Below are 22,607 nucleotides of genomic sequence, written 5' to 3'. Positions count from 1 at the left end.
GTCAGGTGGCTCGGCCGTGAGTATCGCCTGCCGGGGTGCTCCGGGTCACCCACCCCCTACCCTCCGGCCATGACGCTCACCACACTCCTCACCGGTGGCTCCTTCTTCGAGGGCCCGCGCTGGCACGACGGCAGCTGGTGGGTCTCGGACTTCTACCGCGGCACGGTGAGCCGGGTGTCCCCCGCCGGTGAGGAGACCGTCGTCCTGGAGGTGCCCACCCAGCCCTCGGGACTGGGCTGGCTGCCCGACGGCTCCCTGGTGGTGGTGTCGATGACCGACCAGCGGCTGCTCCGGTGGGACGGCGGCACGGCGACGACCCACGCCGACCTGGCGCCGTACTGCGGCGGGCTGCTCAACGACCTGGTGGTCGACCGCGCCGGGCACGTGTTCGCCGGTGACTTCGGCTTCGACCTGATGGCCGGCGGCGCGCCCCGCCCGGGCAGCCTGAAGCGCGTCGACCCCGACGGCACGGTCACGGTGGTCGCCGAGGACCTGCTGTTCCCCAACGGCATGGTCATCACCGCCGACGGCGGCACCCTGCTGGTCGGCGAGACGCTGGGCAACCGGTACACCGCCTTCGACCTGGCCCCCGACGGCGCGCTGTCGAACCGGCGGACCTGGGCGGAGTTCGGCCCCGCGCCCTCCGGCGCCACCCTGGACGAGGTGCTCGGCCAGCTGGTGCTCGCACCCGACGGCTGCGCCGGCGACGCCGACGGCCACGTCTGGGCCGCCGACGCCGTCGGCGGCCGGGTGGTGCGGGTGGCGCCCGGCGGGGAGGTCGTGGACCAGGTGTCGGCGCCCGACGGCCTCGGGGTGTTCGCCTGCGCCCTCGGCGGGGTGGACGGGCGCACGCTGCTGCTGTGCTGCGCACCGGACTTCCTCGCGCACCTGCGCGCGCCGGTGCGCGAGGCCGTGCTGGTGACCGCGTCGGTCGACGTGCCGGCCGTCGGCCGCGGCTGACGGCGGACGTCCCCGGCCGTCAGCCGCTCGGGTCGAGGACGAACGCCAGGGCCAGCAGGCCGGTGACCGCCCCGCTGACGGCGAGGGCGGCCATCGGCAGGCCCCCGGCGCGGACCGCCGACAGGCCGCCCCCCGAGGTCAGCGCGCGGCGCACGGCCCGGTACCTGCCGGCCGCGCGCCAGCCGACCGCGACCGCCTGGAGCAGGCCGAGCCCGGCGAGGGCGAGGGCGACCACGCCGAGCGTCGGGGCCGCGAGCCGCCCGGCACCGGCCGCGGCCACCGCGAGGGCCAGCGACGTCCGCCGCCAGGCCAGCGCGGTGCGCTCCGCCTGCAGGCCGGGGTCGGGGGCCGGGTCCGGCGCGCCGGTCACCCCAGCAGCAGACCGAGCAGCAGCAGCACCCCGGCGACCAGGGTCCCCACTGCGATCAGCGGGCTGAGCAGCGGGGACGGCAGCGGCCGGCGGCAGCGCATCGCCCGCTCGCTCGCCGCCCAGCCCCACCACGCCTGCACCGGGGCCAGCACGCCGAGGCAGACCAGCAGCAGGGCGCAGGCCAGCCGCAGCCCCCGGGCCACCGGGACGTCGAGCGCCTCCAGCGCCACGCCCGCCGCGGACAGCGCCAGCGACGTCCGGATCCAGGCGAGGAACGTGCGCTCGTTGGCCAGGCTGAACCGGGGGTCCGGCTCCTCGCCCACGCCGTAGACCGACCGCGGGAACCGGGCGCGGCCCGGCGCGCCCGTGCTGGTCACCGCAGGCCCCCTCCGCGCTCGCCGTCCTCCGCGGAGCAGTAGACCACCGCCGCAGCAGGTCAGCCGACCGCGCGCCGCTGAGCGCGGGGTCCTGCTGCTCGGCTCGTCGGCCGTTCCCGGGTCGGCCGACCGACGTTCCGGAACGATCGGGCACCGGACGGCGAGAACCGACGGTCGGCGGGGTAGGGACAGCGGCATGGAGTCTCTCTCAGCATCCCCCACCCCGTCCGGTCACACCCCGGCAGGCGGTGTGCTCGTCGGCAGCGACGGCGCCCGCCGCCGGCTGGTCGTCTTCGAGGACCCGCAGTGCCCCTACTGCCGGCACTTCGAGGATGCCTCGGGGGACCTGCTGCGCCGGGAGGTGGCAGCCGGTGCGGTCGCGGTGGAGTACCGCATGCGGTGCTTCCTCGGCCCGGAGTCGGTGCGCGCCGACAACGCGCTCGCCCTCGCCGCGGAAGCCGGCCACTTCGACCAGCTGCGCCGCGAGCTGTTCGCCGCCCAGCCCGACGAGCACAGCGGCGGTTTCACCGTCGAGGACCTGCTCGACCTGGGCCGCCGAGCCGGACTGCAGAGCCCGGCCTTCGTGACGGGGGTGCGCGAGGGTCGGTACGACCTCTGGGTGACCGAGGTCGACCAGACCTTCCAGGAGCAGGATCCCCAGGGCACCCCGGCAGCCCTGCTCGACGACCAGCCCGTCGACGCGGCGGTGCTGTACGACCCCGCGGCGCTGGGCGCGCTGCTGCGCGGCTGAGCAGTGGTCCGTCCAGGGCTCGCCCTGCGGGCCGCCACGCAGGAGCACCTCCCCACCGAGATCGCCGCCGCCGCGAGCCGACCCGGCGCGCGACCGGCACGGGACCGGCACGTGACCGGCACGTGACCGGCACCGGCATGCCTTGACCGCCTTCCGACACCGGTGGTTCGCTCGGGAGGCACGTCACAGCTCACCCATCCGCGCCAGGTCCAGCGGTCGCCGTGGCAGCAGGCCACGGACGCCCCCTTGACCGGGCGTGGGTCGGTCCCTGCCCTGGACCCGACTCCCGGAGGCGCCCGGTGACCGTGACCCAGCCACCGTGACCCGGACCGGACGGTCCTGCGACACGACGGCCGGGACACGACCGCCGCGGCGTTGCTCGCGGCGGTCCACCGGTACGCCCGGGCGCTCGCCCGGCTGGGGACCGGGCGAGGGGACCTCGTCGCGCTCCACCCCCCGAAGCACCCGGAGGCGCTCGCCGTCCCGTGGCCCGGGAGGACCGTCTCCCCCACGGCGTGCCGGGCCGCTGTCGCCGACGCGTACGGCGCGGAGGTGGCCGGCACCCTCGTCGTCCTGCCGCTCGACCGCGTTCCCCTGACCGAGCAGGGGAAGCCGTCCCGGCCCGAGATCCGACGCCAGGCACGGGCCGCCCACCTGGCCACCTCCTCCGAGGGGACGACCCCATGACCGCACCGCCCGCCCGCCCCGCAGCCGACGACGACCACCGGACCGTGCTCGTGGTGGGCGCCGGGCCGGTGGGCCTGACCGCGGCCTGCGAGCTGGTCCGCCAGGGCAGCCGCGTGCGGCTGGTCGACGCCCTGCCCGAGCCGACCACCCAGTCGCGCGCCGTGATCATCCACCCGCGGACGCAGGAGCACCTGGCCGCGATGGGGGTGCAGGACGTCGTCGAGCGGCAGGGCCTGCCGCAGACCGCGATCGAGCTCTACACCGGGCGGGAACCCACCCGTCGGGTGCACCTCACCACCGAGCACGTGGACTCCCGGTTCCCGAGCCCGCTGGACCTCGCCCAGCCGCAGACCGAGGCCGTCCTCACCCGGTTGGCCGCCGACCTGGGCGTCGTCGTCGAGCGCAGCACCACGCTCGACGGCCTCGAGCAGGACGACGACGGGGTCACCGTCACCCTCACCGTTCCGACCGGGACCGCCCGGCACCGGTACGGCTGGGTGGTCGGCGCCGATGGTGGCCACAGCGCGGTCCGGGCAGCGGTCGGCACCCGGATCGAGGGGGTGTTCCAGGGGCAGCACTTCCTGTTCGCCGACGTGGCCGCCCGCTCCCAACGCTCGACGGACACCATCCGGATGTTCGTGCACCCGGACGGGATCGGTGCGCTGTTCCCGATGCCCGGGGGCCGCACCCGGTTGATGTTCGAGGTCGACGACCCCGGACCGGGTGCCGTGCCCACCGTGGAGCAGGCACAGCGGCTGGTCGACGAGCGGATGGGCGGGCAGTGGCAGGTCGGTGACCCGAACTGGCTGCTCTACTACGAGGTGCACCACGGGCAGGTCCCCCAGTACCGCCACGGTCGCGTCCTCCTCGCCGGGGACGCCGCGCACGTGCACAGCCCCGCGGGCGGTCAGGGCATGAACACCGGCATCCAGGACGCCGTCAACCTGGCCTGGAAGCTGGCGCTGGTGAGCACCGGCCGGGCCGGGCCGGGCCTGCTGGACAGCTACCACGCCGAGCGGCACCCGGTGGGCGCCGCGGTGGTGCGGCAGACCAACGCGATGACCGACGCCATGACCCTCGAGGGACCGGCCGCGACGCTGCGCGCGGTCGCCCTGTCCGTGCTCGGGCACCTGCCGGCGGTGACCGACCGGCTGATGACCACCCTGACCGAGACGGCCATCGCCTACCGGGGCAGCCCGGTGGTGGGCGGCGCGCCGGCCCACGGCCGGCACGCGCTGCCTGGGGACCACGCCCCCGACATCGCCGGGCTGAGGACGGTCGACGGCGCCGAGGCCTGGATCGGGGACCTGCTCCGCCGCCCCGGGCACCTGCTGCTCAGCACCGCCGCCCAGCCCGCGGTGCTGGACCGGCTGCGCGACGCCCTGGGAGCGCTCGGCACGGTCGTGCCCGTGGTCCGCGCCGCGGCAGGGGCACCCGCGGACGCGCTGGTCGACGCAGCCGGGGCGGTGGCCCGTCGGTACGGCATCGGCGACTCAGGGATGGCGCTGGTCCGGCCCGACGGCTACCTCGGCTGGCTGTCCACCCGCGCCGACGAGGCTGCGGTGACCGGCTACCTCGACGGCCTGCACGTGCCGGCCCGGCCGGCGGTGCGCGCCGCCCCGGTCACGCCCGGCCCGGTCAGCTCCTGATCTCGGGGAGGTCGTCGTCCCGCCACTCGGCCGGCCCGGTGTCCGCGGCGCCCGCCAGGGCCTCCTCCCGGCCGCGGAGCTCGACCCGGCGGATCTTCCCGGAGATGGTCTTGGGCAGCTCGGCGAACTCGATCCGGCGCACCCGCTGGAACGGCGCGAGGTGCTCGCGGGCGTACCGGAGGATCGACACCGCGGTCTCCCGGCTCGGCTCGTGCCCGGGGGCCAGCGCGATGTAGGCCTTCGGCACGGCCAGCCGGATGGCGTCCGGTGCCGGCACCACCGCGGCCTCCGCGACGGCCGGGTGCTCGATGAGGACCGACTCGAGCTCGAAGGGGCTGATCTTGTAGTCCGAGGCCTTGAAGACGTCGTCGGTCCGGCCGATGTAGGTCAGGTACCCGTCCTCGTCGACGCTCGCGACGTCGCCGGTGTGGTAGTACCCACCGGCCATCGCCTCGGCGTTGCGCTCCGGGTCGCCGCGGTAGCCGGTCATCAGCGGCAGTGGCGACCGGGACAGGTCCAGGCAGATCTCGCCCTCCCCCGGTCCCTCGACCCGGGCACCGGTGACCGGGTCGACCAGGGCGACCGGGACGCCGGGCAGCGGCCGCCCCATCGAGCCGGGCACGACCGGCGACCCGGGGGTGTTGGCGATCTGCGCGGTGGTCTCCGTCTGGCCGTACCCGTCCCGGATGGTGAGCCCCCAGTGCCGTTGCACCTGGGCGATCACCTCGGGGTTGAGCGGCTCCCCGGCGCCGAGCACCTCCCGCAGGGTCCCCGGTCCACCGCTGAGGTCGGTGTTGATGAGCATCCGCCAGACGGTCGGCGGGGCGCAGAAGGAGGTGACGCCGTGCTCGGCCAGCCGCCCGAGCAGCGTCCCGGCGTCGAAGCGCGCGTAGTTGTGGACGAAGACGGTGGCCTCGGCGATCCACGGGGCGAAGAAGCACGACCAGGCGTGCTTGGCCCAGCCCGGCGAGGAGATCGCCAGGTGCACGTCACCGGGCTGCAGCCCCAGCCAGTACATCGTGGTCAGGTGTCCCACCGGGTAGGACACCTGGGTGTGCTCCACCAGCTTGGGGCGTGAGGTGGTGCCCGAGGTGAAGTACCACAGCAGCGGGTCCCCGGGCGCGGTGCCCGGGTGCGGCGCGGGCCCCGCGTCGAGTGCGGCAGCCTCCCGCAGGTCGGCCCAGCCGGCGGCCGCCCCGACGCTGATCCGGGTGTACCCACTGGGCACCGAGGCGAACTTCGCGGTGTCGGCGGCGTTGCAGATGACGTGCCGCGCACCGCTGCGGCTGATCCGGTCGGTGAGGTCGGTCGGGCCGATCGCCGTCGTGGTCGGCATGACCACCGCACCGAGCTTCATGATCGCCAGCATCGACTCCCACAGCTCGACCTGGTTGCCGAGCATCAGCAGGACCGGGTGGCCGGTGCCGACGCCGCGCTCGGCCAGCCACGCGGCGAGCCGGTCGGAGGCGCGCGACATCTCGGCGAAGCTGCGCTCGACCGAGGACCCGTCCTCCTCCACCACGACCAGGGCGGGGCGGTCGTTGCCGCGGGCGATGGCGTCGAACCAGTCGACCGCCCAGTTGAACCGGTCGCCGAGCTCGGGCCAGGCGAACTCGGCCACGGCGCGGGCGTGGTCCCCGCGCAGCGCCAGCAGCTGGTCCCGGCTGGCGCGGTAGGCCGCCGTTGCGTCCATCGGTGTCTCCTCGTGGCGCCCGCACCGCGGGTCCGACGTCGGGCCGGACGTCACCCGCCAGGTCGACGGGGTGTCGACGGCTGTGACGGGCACCATAGACACCCACCCGCCGGCCCGGCAGCCCTGGCGTCAGACCGCCCGCTGCGGCGCCGGCGGATCGTGTCGTCCGACCAGCGGGGGCGCGTCGGTCCCCAGCTCGTCGACGACCGCCGTCTCGTAGCGGCGGGTCACCCGGCGCCCGAGGGCGATGATCAGGCAGGTCTCGAGACCGAGGCCCAGCAGGCACACCAGCACCCACACCATGGAGTCGCCCCTCCGCCCGGCCGCGTCGACGTGCCGTCGTCGCCCGCGGCCATCGTGGGGCGGTCCACCGGGTGAGACCTCACCCGGTGGAGGTGAGGTGGGAGGGACCTCCGAGGTGGTGTCCCACCTGGCGATCACCTCCGGGCTGCTCGAGGACCCGATCGACGGGTCGACGCCGATGGCCGGGTTCGTCGAGTCGCTGCGGCCGCTCCACCCGGCGGAGGAGCGGTTCGCGCACTCCTCCCGGGAGTCCCGGCTGGTGGTCCCCGAACCCCTCGTGGCGCTGCCCGGGGTCTGGCGCGAGGTGCCGGCGGGGTCGGCGGAGGTGTGCAAGGGGCGGGTGGACCAGCTGCCCTTCACGCCGCGGCCCCTGGCTGAGCGGACGTCTGCGGGGTCCTGGCCGTTCCTTCCGGGCGGCGTCGTCCAGGTCACGGCCGGGGCACCTCCGGCGGTGACTCACGGCGTGAACGGGCCCGCCGGGGCGCGACGCGATCGGCATTGTCCGATGCCACTGCGTGAGTAAGTTGTCGCCCGTGACGGCAGAGGAGCTCCCCGACGCAGATGACGGGGAGCCGGCGAGCCTCGGTGACGTGATGAGCCGGGTGGCCCGGCAGCTGCAGCAGGACCACGGCGACGTCGACGCGACCCTGCGGACCATCACCACGGTCGCCGCCGCGACCATCCCCGGTGCCGACGAGTGCGGCATCAGCTACGTGGTCGCCCGCCAGCAGGTCGAGCGCCGCGCCTGGACCGGGGACCTGCCCCAGGACGTCGACACGCTGCAGGGCGACCTGCGGGAGGGCCCCTGCCTCGACGCGGTCTGGGAGAGCACGGTCGTCCGGGTCGACGACGTGGCCGCCGAGGAGCGCTGGCCGGCCTTCGCGCGGAAGGCCTCGGCGCTGGGGATCGGCAGCATGCTGTGCTTCCAGCTGTTCGTCGAGGGCGACAAGCTCGGCGCCCTGAACCTCTACAGCCGGCAGCGGAACGTCTTCGACGACGAGTCGCGCGACATCGGCCTGATGTTCGCCGGCCACGCCGCCGTGGCGCTGGCAGGCGCCGAGCACGAGGAGAACCTCCGCGGCGGCATGGCGCACCGTGACGTGATCGGCTAGGCCAAGGGCATCCTGATGGAGCGGTACAAGCTGACCGCGGACCAGGCGTTCGGGGTGCTGGTGCGCACCTCGTCGCTCACCAACCGCAAGCTGCGCGACATCGCCGACGACCTGAGCACCACGGGTCAGCTGCCCGCGACCGCGAGCTGACGAGGCGACCCCACGAGCCGGTTGCTCGACCGGCGGGGTCTGACCTCGGTGACTGCCCGGAGCCGTCACAGCGGCTGGGGCCAGCATCTCCCGCGCGCACCGGCCGGGCCACCTGACGCACAACCGGACTGCACGTACGCCCGGCCTCCCTCCCCTGCTGCTGCGCCCGGAGGGCGCCTCCCGTGAGGTCCGGACGTCTTGCTCAGCCGGGGACGCCACCCGGGATTCGGCGCGTTTGTTGGGGATAACGGCTGAGGTCAGGGCGTCAGGCGTCCGCTGAGCCGCCCCCGGCTCCGTCGTCCGCACGGGACGGGACGCGATTCCTACCTCAACGCACCGGCGGTCTGGGTGGTCGCTGGGGCGGCCGCGCGGGTGGCTGGGCGCGGCGAGCCGGGAGAGCTGTACGGCTCGGGGATCAGGGACCAAAGCCCCGAGCCGGGGCCTCCGCCGGCCAGCACGATCGGCAGGAGCCGCCGGGACCACCGTGCGCAGAGGAGCAGCCATGGCGACCCCCTCCCCCGCCGTCGTCGTCGGCGTCGACGGCTCGCCACCCGCCGCCGAGGCAGCCCGCGCCGCGGCGCGGGAGGCGGGGGGCCGGGGGCTGCCGCTCCGGCTGGTCCGTGCGTTCCACTGGCCGACCGGTGACGTGGCCGGTCTGCCGGCCGCGTACGACGCGTGCGCCGCCTCCCGACGGTCGGCGCACGCCGACCTGGAGCGGATGCGCACCGGCCTCGCCGACCTCCTCCCCGCGTCGGCGGTCACCACCGAGCTCGTGGACGGCCGCCCGGGAAGCGTGCTCTGCCGGGCAGCCGGCGCGGAGGACCTGCTCGTCGTCGGGGCCAGCGGGCTCACCTGGGGCGCCGGCGACCTGCTCGGCTCCGTGGCCGAGGCCGTCGCGGTCACCGTGGGCTGCCCGGTGCTCGTCCACCGCAGCCCCTCACCGCTGGGTCCGCGGCGGTCCGGCGTGGTGGTCGGGGTGGACGGCTCGGCCGGCAGCGCAGCGGTCCTGGCCACGGCCGCCACCGAGGCGCAGCTGCGCGGCGAACCGCTGCGGGTGGTGCACGCCTGGCGGCAGCTCAGCGAGGACGCCGTCCAGCGGCTGCGCTGGCGCCTGGACGAGGCCACCAGCACCAGTGCCGAGACCGCCGCCGTCGAGCCGCTCGTGGTCGGGCTGCGCTCCCGCCGACCCGCCCTGCCGGTGGCGCTGGACGTCGCGAAGGGCCGGGCGGGTCAGGTCCTGGTGCAGGCGACGGCCACGGCCACGCTGCTGGTCGTCGGCCGCCGGGACGTCACCGCCGGCGGGCCTGGCGCGACCGTGCACTCGGTCCTGCACCGGGTCGGCGTCCCGGTGCTGGTCGTGCCGGTGCCCTCGCCGGTCGGGCCCGGGCTCCCGGAGCGGGCCGCGGTGGCCGCCACCGGCTCGCGGGAGGGCTGAGGGCGTCGCGGCTCAGCCGACGGTGCCGAGCACCTCGGCGACCGGACCGCGACCCGTGGCGGGAGGCGGCTGAACGGGCCACCCCAGCCGGAGCAGCATCTGCGGGTGCCCGACCGACGACAGCTGCAGCTGCAGCCGGGTGCGCGTGGCCGGCCAGTCCAGCGCCTGGGTGAGGGGTGAGGCGGCCAGCCCGGCCGCGGTGACGTGGAGCAGCGCAGGACGGTGCTGACCGTCGCCGTCGGACGGGCCGGAAGGGGTGCCCCGGGAGCCCCGTGGCTGCGATCCTGCAGGGGATGAGCACCGCGTCCGCGCCGTCCCAGGAGCCCGCCGCCGGCGGCGGGCCGGACGGCGCGGTCTCCCCGCTGGCGGGCATGCGGCTGACCGAGCTGCTGGACGAGGTGCAGGAGCGGTTGTCGACCGTGGCCCGCGCGCAGGCGCGGGTGGAGGACCTGCTGGACGCGTTCCTCAGCGTCTCCAGCGGCCTGGACCTGGACACCACGCTGCGCCGGATCGTCGAGGCCGCCACCCGGCTGGTCGACGCCGGGTACGGCGCGCTGGGCGTCCTGGCCCCGCAGGGCGGGCTCAACGCGTTCATCACCGTGGGGATGACCGCCGAGCAGCGGGGGCGGCTGGACCACCTGCCCGAGGGCAAGGGCGTGCTGGGGCAGCTGATCACCGACCCGCACCCGCTGCTGATCGCCGACCTCGGCACGCACCCCGCCTCGGTCGGCCTCCCGCCCGGGCACCCGCCGATGCGCACCTTCCTCGGGGTGCCGGTGCTGGTGCGCGGCACCGTGTTCGGCAACCTCTACATGACCGAGAAGCACGGCGGCGGTCTGTTCACCGCCGAGGACAGCGCCGTGCTGGTGGCGCTGGCCGGGGCCGCCGGCATCGCGGTCGACAACGCCCGGCTGTACGCCGAGGGCGAGCTGCGCCGCCGGTGGCTGACGGCGGTGGGCGACGTCCGGTCGACGCTGCTGGCCGGCCTGTCCCCCGACGAGGCGCTGCGGCTGGTCGTCGGCCGGGTGGCCGAGCTGACCGGGGCCGACGGCGCCTGGCTGGTCTCCGGGCCCGACCCGGACGGCGGCGGTTACCAGGTGAAGGCCCAGACCGGTGCCGGGCTGGTCGACATCACCGGCACGGTGCTGCACCCGGACGAGGCACCGGCGCTGCAGGCCGTCGTCACGGCCGGCACCGCGACCACCCTGGACATGACGGGCATCCCCTACGACGGGCCGAACGGGCACGTGACCTGGGGGTCGACCATCGGCGTGCCGCTGCGCAGCACCGACGCCCGCGCCGCGGTGGTGATCGCCGCCCGGCGCGGGGGCCGCCCGGGCTTCGACCCGGCCGTGGCCCCGTTGATCACCGAGTTCGCCGACCAGGTCGCCCTGGCGCTGGACATGGCGGCCCGGCAGCAGGTCGCGCGGCGGCTGGACGTCTACGAGGACCGCGACCGGATCGCCCGGGACCTGCACGACCACGTCATCCAGCGGCTGTTCGCTGCCGGCCTCAGCCTGCAGGCGGCGGCCACCCGGGTGCGCGACGACCCGGTCCGGCAGCGGCTCTGCGCCGTCGTGGACCAGCTCGACGAGACCGTCCGGGACATCCGCACCACGATCTTCGACCTGCACACCACCGACGGCGCCGACCACCCCGACAGCCTCCGCCGCCGGCTCCTCGACATCGCCACCCAGAGCGCCGGGGAGTCGCTGCGCCCGACGGTGCGGATGTCCGGCGCGGTCGACAGCCTGGTCACCGGCGAACTGGCCGCGGACGTCGCCGCCGTCGTCCGCGAGGGGGTGAGCAACGCCGCCCGGCACGCCGGCGCCCGGCACGTCGTGGTCACCGTGGAGGTGACCGACACGGTCGTCCTGGAGGTGCGGGACGACGGGCGGGGGATCGATCCCACCGTCGCCCGCAGCGGGTTGCGGAACATGGAGCAGCGGGCGGAGCGGTGGGGCGGTCGCTCCTCGGTGGCGCGGGCGGCCGACGGCGGCACGCTGCTCCGCTGGCAGGCACCGCTGCCGGTGCGCCAGGACGTCTGACCGACGGTCAGCCGCGCGGGGAGGCGGCGCCCGACCCCCTCAGCTCGGTGGCCAGGATCGCCGCCTGGGTGCGCCGTTCGAGCCCCAGCTTGGCCAGCAGGTGGGAGACGTAGTTCTTCACGGTCTTCTCGGCGAGGAACATCCGCTCGCCGATCTGCCGGTTGGTCAGGCCCTCGCCGATCAGCAGCAGGACGGTGCGCTCCTGCTCGCTGAGCGTGGCCAGCGGGCCGGCGGGCTCCGCCGCCCGGCGCATCCGGGCGAGCACCGCGGCGGTCGCGCTGGGGTCCAGCAGGGACCCGCCGCCGGCCACCGTGCGCACCGCGGCGACCAGGTCCTGGCCGAGGATCTGCTTGAGCAGGTACCCCGACGCCCCGGCCATGATCGCCTCGAACAGGGCCTCGTCGTCGCTGTAGCTGGTCAGCATCACGACCTTGAGGTCGGGCATCCTCGACCGCAGCTCCCGGCACACCGACACCCCGTCGCCGTCGGGCAGCCGCACGTCGAGGACGGCGACGTCCGGGCGGAGTGCCGGCACCCGGGCCAGCGCCCCGGCGGCGTCCTTGGCCTCGCCCACCACGGTGATGCCCGGATCGGTCTCCAGCACGTCGGCGACGCCGCGCCGGACGATCTCGTGGTCGTCGAGCAGGAACACCCGGACCGGGGATCCGTGGCCGTCGGTGGTGGTCACGGCAGCACCCCGTCCGTCCGGCTGCCCGGCGCAGGCAGCGACGACGCCGACCGTAGGCCCCTGACCCGGCTGCCGGCCCAGGGTCGAAGGTCCCGCCGAGCCGGCTCGGTGGCGCTGCACGTGGCGGCGCACTCCCGCTGCCCGGCCGTGGTCGTGGTCGTGCGCGGCGACCGGTTGCCGACCGGGACCTCCGGCCCTGCGCCGGCCGTCCCCGCTGCGGTGCGATGAGGGCCGGGAGGTCCCGCGCGCGGCCCGGCCCGTGCGGGAGGAGTGGGACCGGCTGGCCATCGGGACGACGGCACCGGCGACCTCCGGGCCGGAGCCGCTCACCGGTCTGCCGGAGCCCGCCCGGCGCTGGCTCACCCACGCCATCGCCCCCGGGACCCCGCTGTGGCGGACCGTGGAGCTGGTCATGGCCGGCGAGCTCCGGCTGGGCCGGAGCTGGCGGCCGTTCACCGCCCGCCAGGTGCTCGCCCCGCCGTCGGGCTTCATCTGGGCAGCGCGGGCACGCGTCGCCGGGTTGCCGGTCACCGGCTACGACCGGTTCAGCGCCGCCACCGGGGAGATGCGCTGGCGGCTGCTCGGGCTGCTGCCGGTGGTGTCCGCCGCGGGCACCGACGTGTCACGCAGCGCCGCCGGCCGGCTGGCCGGCGAGGCCGTCCTCCTCCCCACCGTCTTCCGGGCCGCCCGCTGGGAGGCGGATGAGCAGCCCGACACCGCCGTGGCGGTCTGGCGGCTGGCGACCGGTGAGGAGCGCACCCGGCTGCGTGTCGGTGCCGACGGCCGGCTCCTGAAGGCGTGGATGCAGCGCTGGGGGAACCCGGACGGCGGGTCGTTCGGTCGTCACCCCTTCGGTGTCACCGTCGAGGAGGAGAGGACCTGGAACGGGGTGACCATCCCCTCAGCCCTGTGCGCGGGCTGGTGGTGGGGCACCGACCGGGCCGCGGAGGGCGAGTTCTTCCGGGCCCGGATCCTCCCCGCCCGCTTCTCCTGACTGTGAGGCCGCCGGGTCACCGGTCCTGACCCGCAGGACGCGGCACGGCATCGAGGGACGCGCCGGACAACGGGCCGCCGCACCGGCCGGGGCGCCGCGACCCGTAGACCGGACCCCCGGCGCACCCCCAGACTGAGCGGCACTCTTCGGTCAGGGGGCCCCGCGCGTGGAACTCGGCATCGATCTCGGTACCGCCAACACGGTCGTCAGCCACGGCCGCCGAGGCATCCTCTACGACGAACCGACCGTCATGCTGCTCCGCTCGGGCCGCTCCCGGCGGGAACGCGTGCTGGCCGTCGGGCACGAGGCCGCCGACCTGCTCGGTCGCACCCCGGCCGGGCTCGCCGCGGTCCGGCCGCTGGACGACGGGGTGGTCACCGACCTGGAGACCGCCCGGACCTACCTGCGCTCGGTCCTGCACAAGGCCGGGCGGCGGGGCTGGAGCCCCGGCGTCCGCGCCGTGATCGGGGTCCCGGTCGGCTCCACCGCGCTGGAGCACCGCGCGGTCCTGGAGGCCGCGGAGGAGGCCGGCATCCGCCCGGTGACCGCCCTGGACGAGTCGATCGCGGGCGCGATCGGCTGCGGCATCGACCCGCTGGAACGGCGGGTGCACATGGTCGTGGACGTGGGGGGCGGCACGGCCGAGACGGCGGCCTTCTGCTTCGGCGGGGTCCTCGCCCACCGGACCAGCAAGCTCGCCGGGAACGAGATGACCCTGGCCGTGGCCCGCTACGTCCGCGAGCAGCACCAGCTGCACGTCGGCGAGCTGGAGGCCGAGGCCCTCAAGATCCGTGCCGGGGACGAGCTGGACGGCCCGCTCGTCGTCCAGGGCCGGGACGCCGTCACCGGGCGGCCGCGGCTGGCGACGGTGCAGCCGGCCGAGGTGGCCGACGCCGTGCGGCCGGTCACCGACGACATCGTCCGGACGCTGAGCGCGTGCCTGGACGACCTCGCCCCGCAGGCCATCGCCGACGTGATGGCGGAGGGCGTGCTGCTGTTCGGCGGGTCCTCGCAGGTCCCGGGTTTCTCCACCGAGCTGGAGCGGAGCCTGGGCCTGCCGGTGAAGCTCGCCGAGGAGCCGCTGACGTGCGTGGCCGAGGGCGCCGCCCGGGCGCTGCGCAACCGCCGGCTGCTGGCGGCCTACGGCCGCAGCTGACCGTCAGGGCGCCTGCGCCGGGCCGGTGGCGACGACGTCCTGCTGGTGCTCGAGGTAGTGCCGCAGGCCGTCGGCCACGACCGCCGACGCGCTGTTGGCGCCCGTGCCCGGCCCCTGCACCATCGCCGTCATCACGATCTCCGGGGCGTCCATCGGCGACGCGGCGGTCATCCAGTTGTCGTACTCGTCGTCGCGGAGCCCGCCGTCCTGTGCGGTGCCGGTCTTCGCCCCCACCGGGGCGGGCAGGCCGGCCAGCCGGACGGCGGTGCCGCCGGTGACCGTGGTCCGCATCCCGTCGCGGACCGGCCCCAGCTCGGCCGCGAAGGGGACGGGCGTCGCGGTCGGCGCGGGCAGCGCGGTGTACGTCGCGCCCTCCGTCCCGATCGCCATGCCCAGCCGCGGGGTGACCAGGTTCCCGGTGCTGACGGCGGCGGTCCACCGGGCGTTCTGCAGCGGCGAGACCTGCAGCTCGCCCTGCCCGATGCCGAGGATGACGGTGGACCCGCCGTACCAGGCGCCGCCCTTGGCCTTGACCGACTCGGGGGTGCCGAGGTAACCGGCGGACTCGCCCGGCAGGTCGATCCCGGTCGGCTCCCCCACCCCGAGCGCCCGCGCCGTGTCGATCAACCTCTCGGCACCGAGCGCGAGGGCGAGCTTGTAGAAGTAGACGTCGTTGGAGATGGCGAGGGACTGCACCAGGTTCATCGGGCCCATCGGCTTCCAGTTGTGGAAGACGTGGCCGCCGTAGCTGAACTCGGCCCCGGTCGGGACCACCTGGTCAGGCGCCCACACCCGGTGGGCCTGGTTGGCGGCCGCCACCACCAGCTTGAAGGTCGACCCGGGCGGCGCGACCGCCTGGGTGACGTGCTCGAGCATCGGGGAGCCCGGCGCGTCGGCCGCCGCCTGCAGCGCCCCGGCGTCGATCGGGGGCCCGTAGGCGTTGTTGTCGAACGAGGGGGTGCTGGCGATCGCGAGGACCTGGCCCGACCGGGGGTCCATCGCGACGGCGGCACCGATCTTCCCCTGCGGCCGGGGCTGCGCGCGCAGGGCCGCGGCCAGGCTGGTGTCCAGCTGCCGCTGCAGCCCCAGGTCGATCGAGAGCCGCAGGTCGGCGCCGGGCACGGGGTCCCGCCGCGCCCCCAGCGCGACCGGCACGCCCGACGGGTCCACGTAGAGGCACTGCTGCCCGTTCACCCCGCGGAGCACCGCGTCGTACTGCTGCTCGAGACCGGCCCGGCCGACGACCTCGGCCTGCGGCAGCCCGGGCCAGCGCTCCTCGTCCTCGGGCGTGGCCACCCCGACGAAGCCCAGGACCGGCCCGAGCAGGGCGCCCTGCGGGTAGGCGCGGCGGGGCTCGGCGACCACCAGGACGCCGGGGATCCCGGCGGCGGTGACCGCGTCGGCGACGGTCCGGGGCACCTCGGCCACCGGCAGCGACAGCGTGGTGGGCTCCGCCGCCTCGATCTCGGCGTGCACCTCCGGGCGGGGCCGGCCGGTCAGGTCGGCCAGCCGGTCGACGTCCGCGGGCCGGGTGGCGAGCAGGGCGGGCACCACGGAGACCCGGTCCACCCCGCTGCCGACGTCGGCGGCGTTCACGGCCAGGGGCTGGTCGTGCCGGTCGGTGATCGCGCCGCGTTCGGCGGGCAGCCGGACGCAGCGGGTCATCTGCTCGTCCCCGACGGCGGCCAGCGCCTCGCCCTCGTCCCGCTGCAGCCGCCACCCGTAGAACCCGAACGAGACCAGCAGCAGCGACAGCGCGACGGCGGTCAGCCGGACCAGCCGCGGCCGGGGGTTGCGCCAGCGCGGCGGCGCCCACAGCCGCCGGCGGGCGCCGTCCCGGCGGACCCCGAGCACGACGCCGATCGCGGCCAGGTGCACCACGAGGGCCGTACCGCCGTAGCTGAGCAGCGGGAACGGGACGCCGGCCAGCGGGAGCAGCCCGAGGTTCGCGCCGACCGAGACGACGACCTCGACCCCGAGCAGCACCGCCAGCCCGCCGCCCACCAGTGCGCCGTGCGGCGTCCGGGACGTCCGGCTGGCCAGCGCGAGCCGCCACACCAGGATGATCGCGGCGAGCACCACCCCGGCGCCGGCCACCAGCCCCCACTGCCCGACCAGGCTGGACAGGGCCAGGTCGGTGTCCCGCTCGGGCAGGTACTGCGCGCGCAGGACGCGCTGCGGGTCGTCGGTCCGCCCGAACAGCCCGCCGGAGCCGAGCGCGATGTGCGCCTGCCGCAGCGCCCACCCCGAGCCGGTCGGGGACTCGTGCGCACCGACCAGGAAGGTGCCGAGCCGCTCCACCTGGTAGGGCCGCAGCAGGCTGATCATCAGCGGTGCCGACACCACCACGGCGGCGATCACGGGCAGCAGGAACCGGGCGGGCACCCTACCGATGACCAGCATGGAGCCGAACAGGACGACGAGCAGCATCGTGGTGCTCAGGTCCGGCTGGAGCAGGGTGAGCGCGATCGGCGGGATCGCGAGCAGCACCGCCAGCGTGAAGCGCCACCCCGGCGGGCGGGCGGAACCGAGCACGGCGGCGAGGGCCAGCAGCAGCCCCAGCTTGGCCAGCTCGGAGGGCTGGAAGGTGAGGGAGCCGATCGCGAACCACCGGGTGGCGCCGTTCGCGGACAGGCCCACGGTGAGCACGCCGACGAGGAAGAGCACCGCCGCGCCGTAGGCAGCCCAGCCCAGGACGTCGAGGTAGCGGACGCGGAACCGCCAGCTCACCGCGAGGGCCAGCACCCCGGCGAGCGCGATCGCGCCCTGCCGCGCGGCCAGCTCGGTCTCGCCGATGAGGTACAGGTTCGCCAGGCCGAAGCCGACCAGGGCCAGCGCGGCCGCGACCGCGAGCAGGTCGAAGGCGGCGCTGCGGCGGTTGCGGCGCTGCTCCCGGGTCCGTCGCCGGCCCGGTCGCCCCTCCGCCGGCGCCCCGAGGGGTGCGGACGCGGCGCCGCGCAGCCTGCGGCGCTGGCGCCGGGTCCAGCGTGGGCTGCGCTCCCCGTCCGCAGGCAGCCCGGCCGTTCCGACCATCGGCATGGCGATCCCCCTCAGCCGGTTCCGTCGGGTCGGTCGGTCAGGCACGAACCGGCGGACACCGGCGCGGAGGCCGCGGTCGCCGGGGAGCTGGTCACGGCGACCACCGCCACGGACCGCTGGTCGGGCAGGGCGACGGTGCCGACGGCGGCCGCCTGCTGCCCGCCGGCCGGCACGGTGACCGTCCCGCCCGGCACGGTGGTCGCGGTCCCCGTGCAGCGGTCGACGAGCCGGTAGGACCAGGTCACCGTCTGCGGGTCCGGTCCCGGGACCAGCCGCACCAGCACGCGCAGGGTGCAGGGCGCGGCCGGCGCGCACTGCGCCAGCGGCCGCAGGTCGACGGCGGCCACGCTCCCGGCTGCCGCGGGGGCGGGTGGTGCGATCGGCAGGCCGTCGGGCTCGGGCGCGGTGGACGACGCCGACCCGCTGCGCCCGGCGTCCAGCAGCAGCTCGATGTCGGCGCCGATGTCGTCCCGCAGGAACGCGACCTCCACCACCACGCCCGCGGCGAGGACCACCACCGAGAACAGCCACATGCCGATCCGCCGCATCGTCGTCCTGCTGCCGCCCGACGGGACGCGACCGGCCGCGACCGTCCGGGCCCGGGGCGATCCGCTGCCTGCCCGGGCCGGACCCGTCGCCGATGCGGTCCGGTCGTCGACCGCGCGCACGAGCGCGGCGAGCTCACGGCGGACCGCGGCCCGGTCGATCCCGGCGACCGTCTCCTGCAGCCGCGCCGCGACGGCGGGCACCCCGGCGTCGGGCAGGTCTCCCGCGGCCCGGTCGAGCTCGGTCAGCAGCTCCTCGGCGGCCGGGTCGGCGGGGCGGCCGCGCAGCCGGGCCGCTCCGGCCACCTCGGCGAGCACCGTGGCCAGCGCCTCGCCGGCCCCCGTGCCGTCCGATGGGCTCCCGATGCCTCCGCCCCCCGGGGCCGGGCCGAGGACCACCCGTCCGTCGGTGCCGACGAGGGCCCGGTCCGGCCCGGCCGGATCGTCCTGGCCGGCCGTCTCCGCCAGCAGGCCCGCGGCCAGTTCGAGCGCCTGGGGGGCGGTGAGCCGGGCCAGGGCGAGCAGCCGGGTCAGCTCCACGCCGTCGGGGGCGGCGGCGGGGCCGGCCGCCGGGCGGACGTCCCGGTCGGCGAGCCCGGGGACGGGGTCGGGCTCGCGCAGTTCGGCGCCGCGCGCCGTCGTCAGGTCCGTCATGGACCGCCTCCCCCGCCGTCTGCTCAGCCAGGCACATCCCCCGTGACGGACCGGACCCATGGTGGCCCGAGCTGACGCCGCTGTCAGCGGGTTGCCGCGCGGTCGGCACCGGCACGCCGTCGCCGCGCCGATCGATGCCGCCGGTGTCACAGCGCCCGCACATGTCCCACCTCGGTCACGCCAAGGTCTGCCACCTGGCTGTCCCGGCAGCGACGTCGAGGCATCCGCGCTCCTTCGAGGACGTCCTCGGCCGGCGGGTCCGGCGCCTTGCCGGCGCTCCCCCCTTCGACGACGCGGTCGGCGAGGTCAGCGGGCACGTCGTGGTCGGCCGCCCGGGGTCGACCCCGGTGAGCTGGCCGCCTGGTCCCGCGACCCGGCCGGTGACGTGCTCGGGTTCCACCAGGAGGCCGTGGCGTCCCGGGCCCGACCGGACTGCGAGCCCCGCCGCGCGGTCAGGACAGCTGCGGTCCCTCGTCGTCGGCGTGGGCGGTCCAGCCGTGGTACGGCGGCGCTCACCTCGTACGGGTGAGGCCCGCGGCCTCGCGCGCCCGCAGTGTGAGGGCTGGTGTCGGCACGCCGACCGGTGGACGGCCGCCGGCGGGGCGCGCACCGGGACGAAGGGACGTCGAGTGGTCCGATCGTCGCGCCGGTCGCGCCGGTCGCGCTCCGGGGCACTCGCCTCCCGGCCGGCCAGGGACGCGCAGTTCCTGCGCGGCCGCGACGTCGCCGTCACCTGCCGTGACCGGTCCCGCGGCACCGCCGCGGACGACCAGCCGGCGCCGCGGCTGCTGGCGGGACCCGGCAACACCGGCGGCCCTCGCACCGTCCAGGTCACCGTCGGCGCGTGCCTGGTGGCCGGGCGCGCGGCAGAGATCCGGTCCGTCGTGACCGAGGCGCTGGCACGGGCGCCGGAGCTGCTGGTGCTGCGGCTGGACGAGGTCCAGCGCTTCGACGCGGCGGGAGTGGGCCTGCTCCTCCGGCTGCACGCCCAGGCACGCCTCCTGGGGACCGCCCTGCGGTGCACCGACGCGCCTTCCCAGCTGGTCGCCGTCCTGCACCGCACCGGAGCCGACCACGTGCTCACGTTGGGGGCGTGACCCACCAGCCACCCCGGGTCCCGCTGCGCGGTGGAGCGCTCTCACCGGGTTGACGGCCGTCGCCCGACGTCGCGATCCTGGCAGCTGAGCACCTCGGGGACCTCCGCACGTCGAGCAGGACCGAGAAGGGGTCGGACGGACCGATGCAGGTACCCCGCAGCAAGCTGCACCGGCCCTCCCCCGGGGGGTCGGTGGTCGACCGCACCTGGCTGCTGCGCCGCCCCGTCCAGGCCGGGCAGGACGGGTCCGACGGCGTCCCGGTGACGCTGGTGTCCGCGCCGCCCGGGTACGGCAAGACGACCCTGATGGCCGACTGGGCGAGGGACCGGGCCGCCTGCGGGGACCGGGTCGCCTGGGTGTCCCTCGACGACGAGGACAACGACCCGGTGCGCTTCCGGGCGACGCTGGTCGAGGCCCTCCGCTCCGCCGTGGCACCCGACGGGCCCGGCACCGTGGCCGGCCGGACGGACGACGCCCCGACCACCGACGACGCCCTCCCCCTCGTCGAGCTCGAGAGGCTGGTCTCCGCGGCCGGGACGCCGGTCTGGCTGCTGCTGGACGACGTGCAGGCCGTCTCCGCCCCCGCCGTCCTCGCCGACCTCGACACGCTGCTCCGCCGGCTGCCCGACGGGCTGCGGGTGGTGCTGGGCACCCGCCGTGACCCCGCGGTGGGCCTGCACCGGCTGCGGCTCGCCGGGCGGCTGCGGGAGATCCGGGCCGGCGACCTGGCGCTGGACCGCAGCGCGGTGCAGCAGGTGCTGGCCGACCACGGCGTCACGCTGGAGGAGCTCCCCCTGGACCTGCTGGCCGACCGCACCGAGGGCTGGGCCGCCGGCGTGCGGATGGCGGCGCTGACGCTGTCCCGCGCGGCCGACCCGCAGTCCCTCGTCCAGGACTTCGGCGGCGACGAGCGCGCGGTCACCGACTACCTGGCCGCCGAGGTCCTGCACCGGCTGACGCCGACCGAGCGGGACCTGCTCCGGCTGTGCGCCGTGCCCGAGCAGCTCTCCGCCGACCTCGCCGTCGCGGTCACCGGCGACCCGACCGCGCCAGCGCTGCTGGAACGGCTGTACCGGGAGAACGCGCTCGTGGACCGCCTCGTGCAGCCCAGCGGCTGGTACCGCCTGCACCCCCTGCTCCGCAGCTCCCTGACCGCCGAGCTGCGCCGGACGAGCCCCGGGCTGCTGGACGCCGCGCACGCGCGCGCCGCGGGCTGGCTCGCCCATCGGGGCTCCCTGCTGGAGGCGCTGGGGCACGCCGTCGCCGCCGGTGACGACGGCCTAGCCGCCCGGATGCTGGTGGCGCACGGGCCCACGCTGCTCGCCGGCGGCCGGGCTGGCCAGCTGCTCCGGCTGATCGACTCGAGCCTGGACGGCGTCCGGGCCGACGCCGACGTCCAGGAGCTGACCACCCTGGCGGAGCTGGAGCTGGGCTCATCGCTGCCCAGCCGCATCCCCCGCCCCCGGAGGACCGTCGAGGACGACGATGCCACCCCGCTCCGATCGCTGGTCTACCTGCAGCAGGCCCGGCACGGTGACCTCGCGCTCTCCGACGCCGCGCTGACCGCCAGCGCTCCGGCGTCCGACGGCCGCGCGGACGACCTGGGGCTCCTGCTGCGCCTGAACCGCGGTCTGGTCCTGCTGCTGGCCGGGGAGCTCGAGGAGGCCGGCGCGGAGCTCGCCGCCGCAGCCCAGCTGGCCGTGTCGGCGCACAACGACCACGTGCTGCTGCGGGCCACGGCCGGGCTGAGTGCGCTGGCCAGCAGCCGCGGCGACTTCCGGCGCACCTGGCTGCTGGCGGACGAGACCGTGCGGGTGGCCGCCCGGGTCGACGCGCTGCGCGGGGCCGAGGTCGCCGCCGCCCTCCTGCAGGGCGCGCAGTCGGCCTACCAGCGGCTCGACGACGACGGCGCGCGGAACCTGGCGGAGCGTGCCCGGAGCGCGCTGACCGGGTCGCGGGACGCGGTGGTCGAGCTGGCGCTGACCACCCTGCTGGGCATCCTCGACATCGAGGACGGCACGTGGCCTGCTCAGGCCGCCCGGCGCATGCACGAGAGCTGGGTGCAGTTCCGCGGTCAGCGACTGCCCACCCTGCTCGTCGTGCACCTGGCCTACGCCCAGCACCGCTGCAGCTGGTTGGTGGGCCGGCCGGACTGGGCTGCCGAGGCGCTGCACGAACTGCGGGTGCGGGTCGGGCCCGGCGGGGAGCTCGAGGTGCTCATCGCCACCGAGCACCTCGCCCGGGGCCGCGGGGACGCCGCCCGCCGGCGGCTGGCGCCGGTGCTGGACGGCACGCTCCGCTGCGCCCACCCGCTGACCCTGCAGGTGGCCTGGCTGGCCGAGGCGGTCCTCTCCGGCCAGGAGGGCCAGCACGCCCGCTGCCACGAGGCGCTGCAGGCGGCCCTCGTCATCGCCGACGAGCTGGGCGCGCTGCGGGCCTTCCTGGACATGCCCGGGGTCCCGGCCCTGCTGGACGAGGACGCGTCCCGGTTCGGCCGGCTCGACCCCCTGGTGACGACGATCCGCGCGGGTGCCCGCGTCCGGGACCGGAGCCCGTACGCCCTGCTGACGCCCAAGGAGCTGGAGCTGCTCACCGACCTCCCGGCCCAGCTCACCCTGGAGGAGATCGCCGCACGGCACCAGGTCTCGCTGAACACGGTGAAGACCCACGTCCGCTCGATCTACCTGAAGCTGGGTTCCCAGAGCCGACGCCAGGCGATCAACGCGGCCCGGCAGCGCGGGCTGCTCTAGCCCGAGCACCTCTTGCCCCCGGACGCCGGCACCCCGCTAAGGTAATCCGCATGCAACCGGTCGGATTTGTCGGGTTTGCACTCGTCGAGCGCAGGCACGTCGACCTGCTGCGGTGCGCGAGCGCCCGCTGTCGGGCCTGACCCGCCGCC

General features: G+C 76.3%; 20 protein-coding genes. 13 read left to right on the top strand and 7 right to left on the bottom strand.

The features are described from left to right. Positions 1 to 69 precede the first annotated feature (69 nt). The gene (locus FHL80_RS15130; protein ID WP_138734222.1) at positions 70 to 960 is read left to right on the top strand and encodes an SMP-30/gluconolactonase/LRE family protein; all 891 of its coding nucleotides are present in this window, start codon (positions 70 to 72) and stop codon (positions 958 to 960) included. 19 nt (positions 961 to 979) lie between these two features. On the opposite strand, the gene FHL80_RS15125 is transcribed toward FHL80_RS15130, so the two are convergent. Both FHL80_RS15125 and FHL80_RS15120 read right to left on the bottom strand, forming a co-directional pair. Further along, entirely contained in the window at positions 980 to 1,330 is a 351-nt protein-coding gene (locus FHL80_RS15125) for a DUF202 domain-containing protein (RefSeq protein WP_138734221.1), read from the bottom strand. Then, a complete protein-coding gene (locus FHL80_RS15120) occupies positions 1,327 to 1,707 on the bottom strand; it encodes a YidH family protein (protein ID WP_138734220.1) in 381 nt (126 codons plus the stop codon). The genes FHL80_RS15125 and FHL80_RS15120 overlap by 4 nt, the downstream gene beginning before the upstream one ends. Before the next feature lie 196 nt (positions 1,708 to 1,903). On the opposite strand from FHL80_RS15120, the gene FHL80_RS15115 reads away from it, so the two are divergent. The 3 genes from FHL80_RS15115 to FHL80_RS15105 all read left to right on the top strand — a co-directional run bounded on the left by FHL80_RS15115 (position 1,904) and on the right by FHL80_RS15105 (position 4,794). Further along, the gene (locus tag FHL80_RS15115; protein ID WP_138734219.1) at positions 1,904 to 2,458 is read left to right on the top strand and encodes a DsbA family protein; all 555 of its coding nucleotides are present in this window, start codon (positions 1,904 to 1,906) and stop codon (positions 2,456 to 2,458) included. A gap of 375 nt (positions 2,459 to 2,833) precedes the next feature. Continuing rightward, complete coding sequence (locus FHL80_RS15110) at positions 2,834 to 3,145, top strand: hypothetical protein (RefSeq protein ID WP_216870755.1); 312 nt, start codon at positions 2,834 to 2,836, stop codon at positions 3,143 to 3,145. Then, positions 3,142 to 4,794, top strand: a complete 1,653-nt coding sequence (locus FHL80_RS15105) for an FAD-dependent monooxygenase (RefSeq protein ID WP_138734217.1) — start codon at positions 3,142 to 3,144, stop codon at positions 4,792 to 4,794. The genes FHL80_RS15110 and FHL80_RS15105 overlap by 4 nt, the downstream gene beginning before the upstream one ends. Here the strand turns inward: FHL80_RS15105 and FHL80_RS15100 are convergent. Together FHL80_RS15100 and FHL80_RS25605 are read right to left on the bottom strand one after the other, a co-directional pair. Next, entirely contained in the window at positions 4,784 to 6,487 is a 1,704-nt protein-coding gene (locus FHL80_RS15100; protein WP_138734216.1) for an AMP-binding protein, read from the bottom strand. The genes FHL80_RS15105 and FHL80_RS15100 overlap by 11 nt on opposite strands. 129 nt (positions 6,488 to 6,616) lie before the next feature. After that, the gene (locus FHL80_RS25605) at positions 6,617 to 6,790 is read right to left on the bottom strand and encodes a hypothetical protein (protein ID WP_216870754.1); all 174 of its coding nucleotides are present in this window, start codon (positions 6,788 to 6,790) and stop codon (positions 6,617 to 6,619) included. A gap of 97 nt (positions 6,791 to 6,887) precedes the next feature. Here FHL80_RS25605 and FHL80_RS15095 point away from each other — a divergent pair, with 97 nt between their 5' ends. From FHL80_RS15095 to FHL80_RS15080, 5 genes are all read left to right on the top strand, one after another. Next, positions 6,888 to 7,313, top strand: coding sequence for a hypothetical protein (locus FHL80_RS15095; protein WP_138734215.1), 426 nt, complete (start codon positions 6,888 to 6,890; stop codon positions 7,311 to 7,313). Positions 7,314 to 7,323: 10 nt separating this feature from the next. Further along, positions 7,324 to 7,902, top strand: coding sequence for a GAF domain-containing protein (locus FHL80_RS15090; protein ID WP_246078698.1), 579 nt, complete (start codon positions 7,324 to 7,326; stop codon positions 7,900 to 7,902). Between the two features lie 9 nt (positions 7,903 to 7,911). Continuing rightward, positions 7,912 to 8,052, top strand: a complete 141-nt coding sequence (locus FHL80_RS26305; RefSeq protein WP_342777336.1) for an ANTAR domain-containing protein — start codon at positions 7,912 to 7,914, stop codon at positions 8,050 to 8,052. A gap of 502 nt (positions 8,053 to 8,554) precedes the next feature. Then, positions 8,555 to 9,487, top strand: coding sequence for a universal stress protein (locus tag FHL80_RS15085; RefSeq protein WP_138734214.1), 933 nt, complete (start codon positions 8,555 to 8,557; stop codon positions 9,485 to 9,487). Positions 9,488 to 9,780: 293 nt separating this feature from the next. Beyond that, positions 9,781 to 11,535 carry a sensor histidine kinase gene (locus tag FHL80_RS15080; protein ID WP_138734213.1) on the top strand — a complete coding sequence of 585 codons (1,755 nt, stop codon included), beginning with the start codon at positions 9,781 to 9,783 and terminating at the stop codon, positions 11,533 to 11,535. 7 nt (positions 11,536 to 11,542) lie between these two features. Here the strand turns inward: FHL80_RS15080 and FHL80_RS15075 are convergent, their stop codons facing one another. Continuing rightward, positions 11,543 to 12,223 (bottom strand): response regulator, encoded by a 681-nt coding sequence (locus FHL80_RS15075; RefSeq protein ID WP_216870753.1) that lies wholly within the window; start codon positions 12,221 to 12,223, stop codon positions 11,543 to 11,545. Between the two features lie 259 nt (positions 12,224 to 12,482). Here FHL80_RS15075 and FHL80_RS15070 point away from each other — a divergent pair, with 259 nt between their 5' ends. Further along, positions 12,483 to 13,217 (top strand): DUF6544 family protein, encoded by a 735-nt coding sequence (locus FHL80_RS15070; protein WP_216870752.1) that lies wholly within the window; start codon positions 12,483 to 12,485, stop codon positions 13,215 to 13,217. Positions 13,218 to 13,383: 166 nt separating this feature from the next. Continuing rightward, positions 13,384 to 14,373 carry a rod shape-determining protein gene (locus FHL80_RS15065; protein WP_138734211.1) on the top strand — a complete coding sequence of 330 codons (990 nt, stop codon included), beginning with the start codon at positions 13,384 to 13,386 and terminating at the stop codon, positions 14,371 to 14,373. 3 nt (positions 14,374 to 14,376) lie between these two features. Here the strand turns inward: FHL80_RS15065 and FHL80_RS15060 are convergent, their stop codons facing one another. Continuing rightward, positions 14,377 to 17,412 (bottom strand): FtsW/RodA/SpoVE family cell cycle protein, encoded by a 3,036-nt coding sequence (locus FHL80_RS15060; RefSeq protein ID WP_246078696.1) that lies wholly within the window; start codon positions 17,410 to 17,412, stop codon positions 14,377 to 14,379. Between the two features lie 11 nt (positions 17,413 to 17,423). Then, entirely contained in the window at positions 17,424 to 18,611 is a 1,188-nt protein-coding gene (locus tag FHL80_RS15055) for a hypothetical protein (RefSeq protein WP_138734210.1), read from the bottom strand. A 629-nt stretch (positions 18,612 to 19,240) separates the two neighbouring features. On the opposite strand from FHL80_RS15055, the gene FHL80_RS25600 reads away from it, so the two are divergent. Together FHL80_RS25600 and FHL80_RS15045 are read left to right on the top strand one after the other, a co-directional pair. Next, positions 19,241 to 19,708: an STAS domain-containing protein gene (locus tag FHL80_RS25600; RefSeq protein ID WP_216870751.1), complete on the top strand. Its 468-nt coding sequence runs from the start codon at positions 19,241 to 19,243 to the stop codon at positions 19,706 to 19,708. A 143-nt stretch (positions 19,709 to 19,851) separates the two neighbouring features. Beyond that, positions 19,852 to 22,458 carry a winged helix-turn-helix domain-containing protein gene (locus tag FHL80_RS15045; RefSeq protein WP_138734208.1) on the top strand — a complete coding sequence of 869 codons (2,607 nt, stop codon included), beginning with the start codon at positions 19,852 to 19,854 and terminating at the stop codon, positions 22,456 to 22,458. The last annotated feature ends 149 nt before the right edge of the window (positions 22,459 to 22,607 follow it).

Origin of the sequence: Modestobacter excelsi (assembly GCF_005930495.1) — a bacterium.
GTDB lineage: Bacteria > Actinomycetota > Actinomycetes > Mycobacteriales > Geodermatophilaceae > Modestobacter > Modestobacter excelsi.
Note: the sequence above shows the minus strand (reverse complement) of the source record. Positions and strands in the feature narration are given on the sequence as shown.

Bases quoted from the DNA above. Each gene is read 5' to 3' on its own strand.
- FHL80_RS15130 (WP_138734222.1), top strand. From the start codon at position 70: ATGACGCTCACCACACTCCTCACCGGTGGCTCCTTCTTCGAGGGCCCG.
- FHL80_RS15115 (WP_138734219.1), top strand. From the start codon at position 1,904: ATGGAGTCTCTCTCAGCATCCCCCACCCCGTCCGGTCACACCCCGGCA.
- FHL80_RS15105 (WP_138734217.1), top strand. From the start codon at position 3,142: ATGACCGCACCGCCCGCCCGCCCCGCAGCCGACGACGACCACCGGACC.
- FHL80_RS15100 (WP_138734216.1), bottom strand. From the start codon at position 6,487: ATGGACGCAACGGCGGCCTACCGCGCCAGCCGGGACCAGCTGCTGGCG.
- FHL80_RS25605 (WP_216870754.1), bottom strand. From the start codon at position 6,790: ATGGTGTGGGTGCTGGTGTGCCTGCTGGGCCTCGGTCTCGAGACCTGC.
- FHL80_RS15085 (WP_138734214.1), top strand. From the start codon at position 8,555: ATGGCGACCCCCTCCCCCGCCGTCGTCGTCGGCGTCGACGGCTCGCCA.
- FHL80_RS15080 (WP_138734213.1), top strand. From the start codon at position 9,781: ATGAGCACCGCGTCCGCGCCGTCCCAGGAGCCCGCCGCCGGCGGCGGG.
- FHL80_RS15060 (WP_246078696.1), bottom strand. From the start codon at position 17,412: ATGCCGATGGTCGGAACGGCCGGGCTGCCTGCGGACGGGGAGCGCAGC.
- FHL80_RS15055 (WP_138734210.1), bottom strand. From the start codon at position 18,611: ATGACGGACCTGACGACGGCGCGCGGCGCCGAACTGCGCGAGCCCGAC.
- FHL80_RS15045 (WP_138734208.1), top strand. From the start codon at position 19,852: ATGCAGGTACCCCGCAGCAAGCTGCACCGGCCCTCCCCCGGGGGGTCG.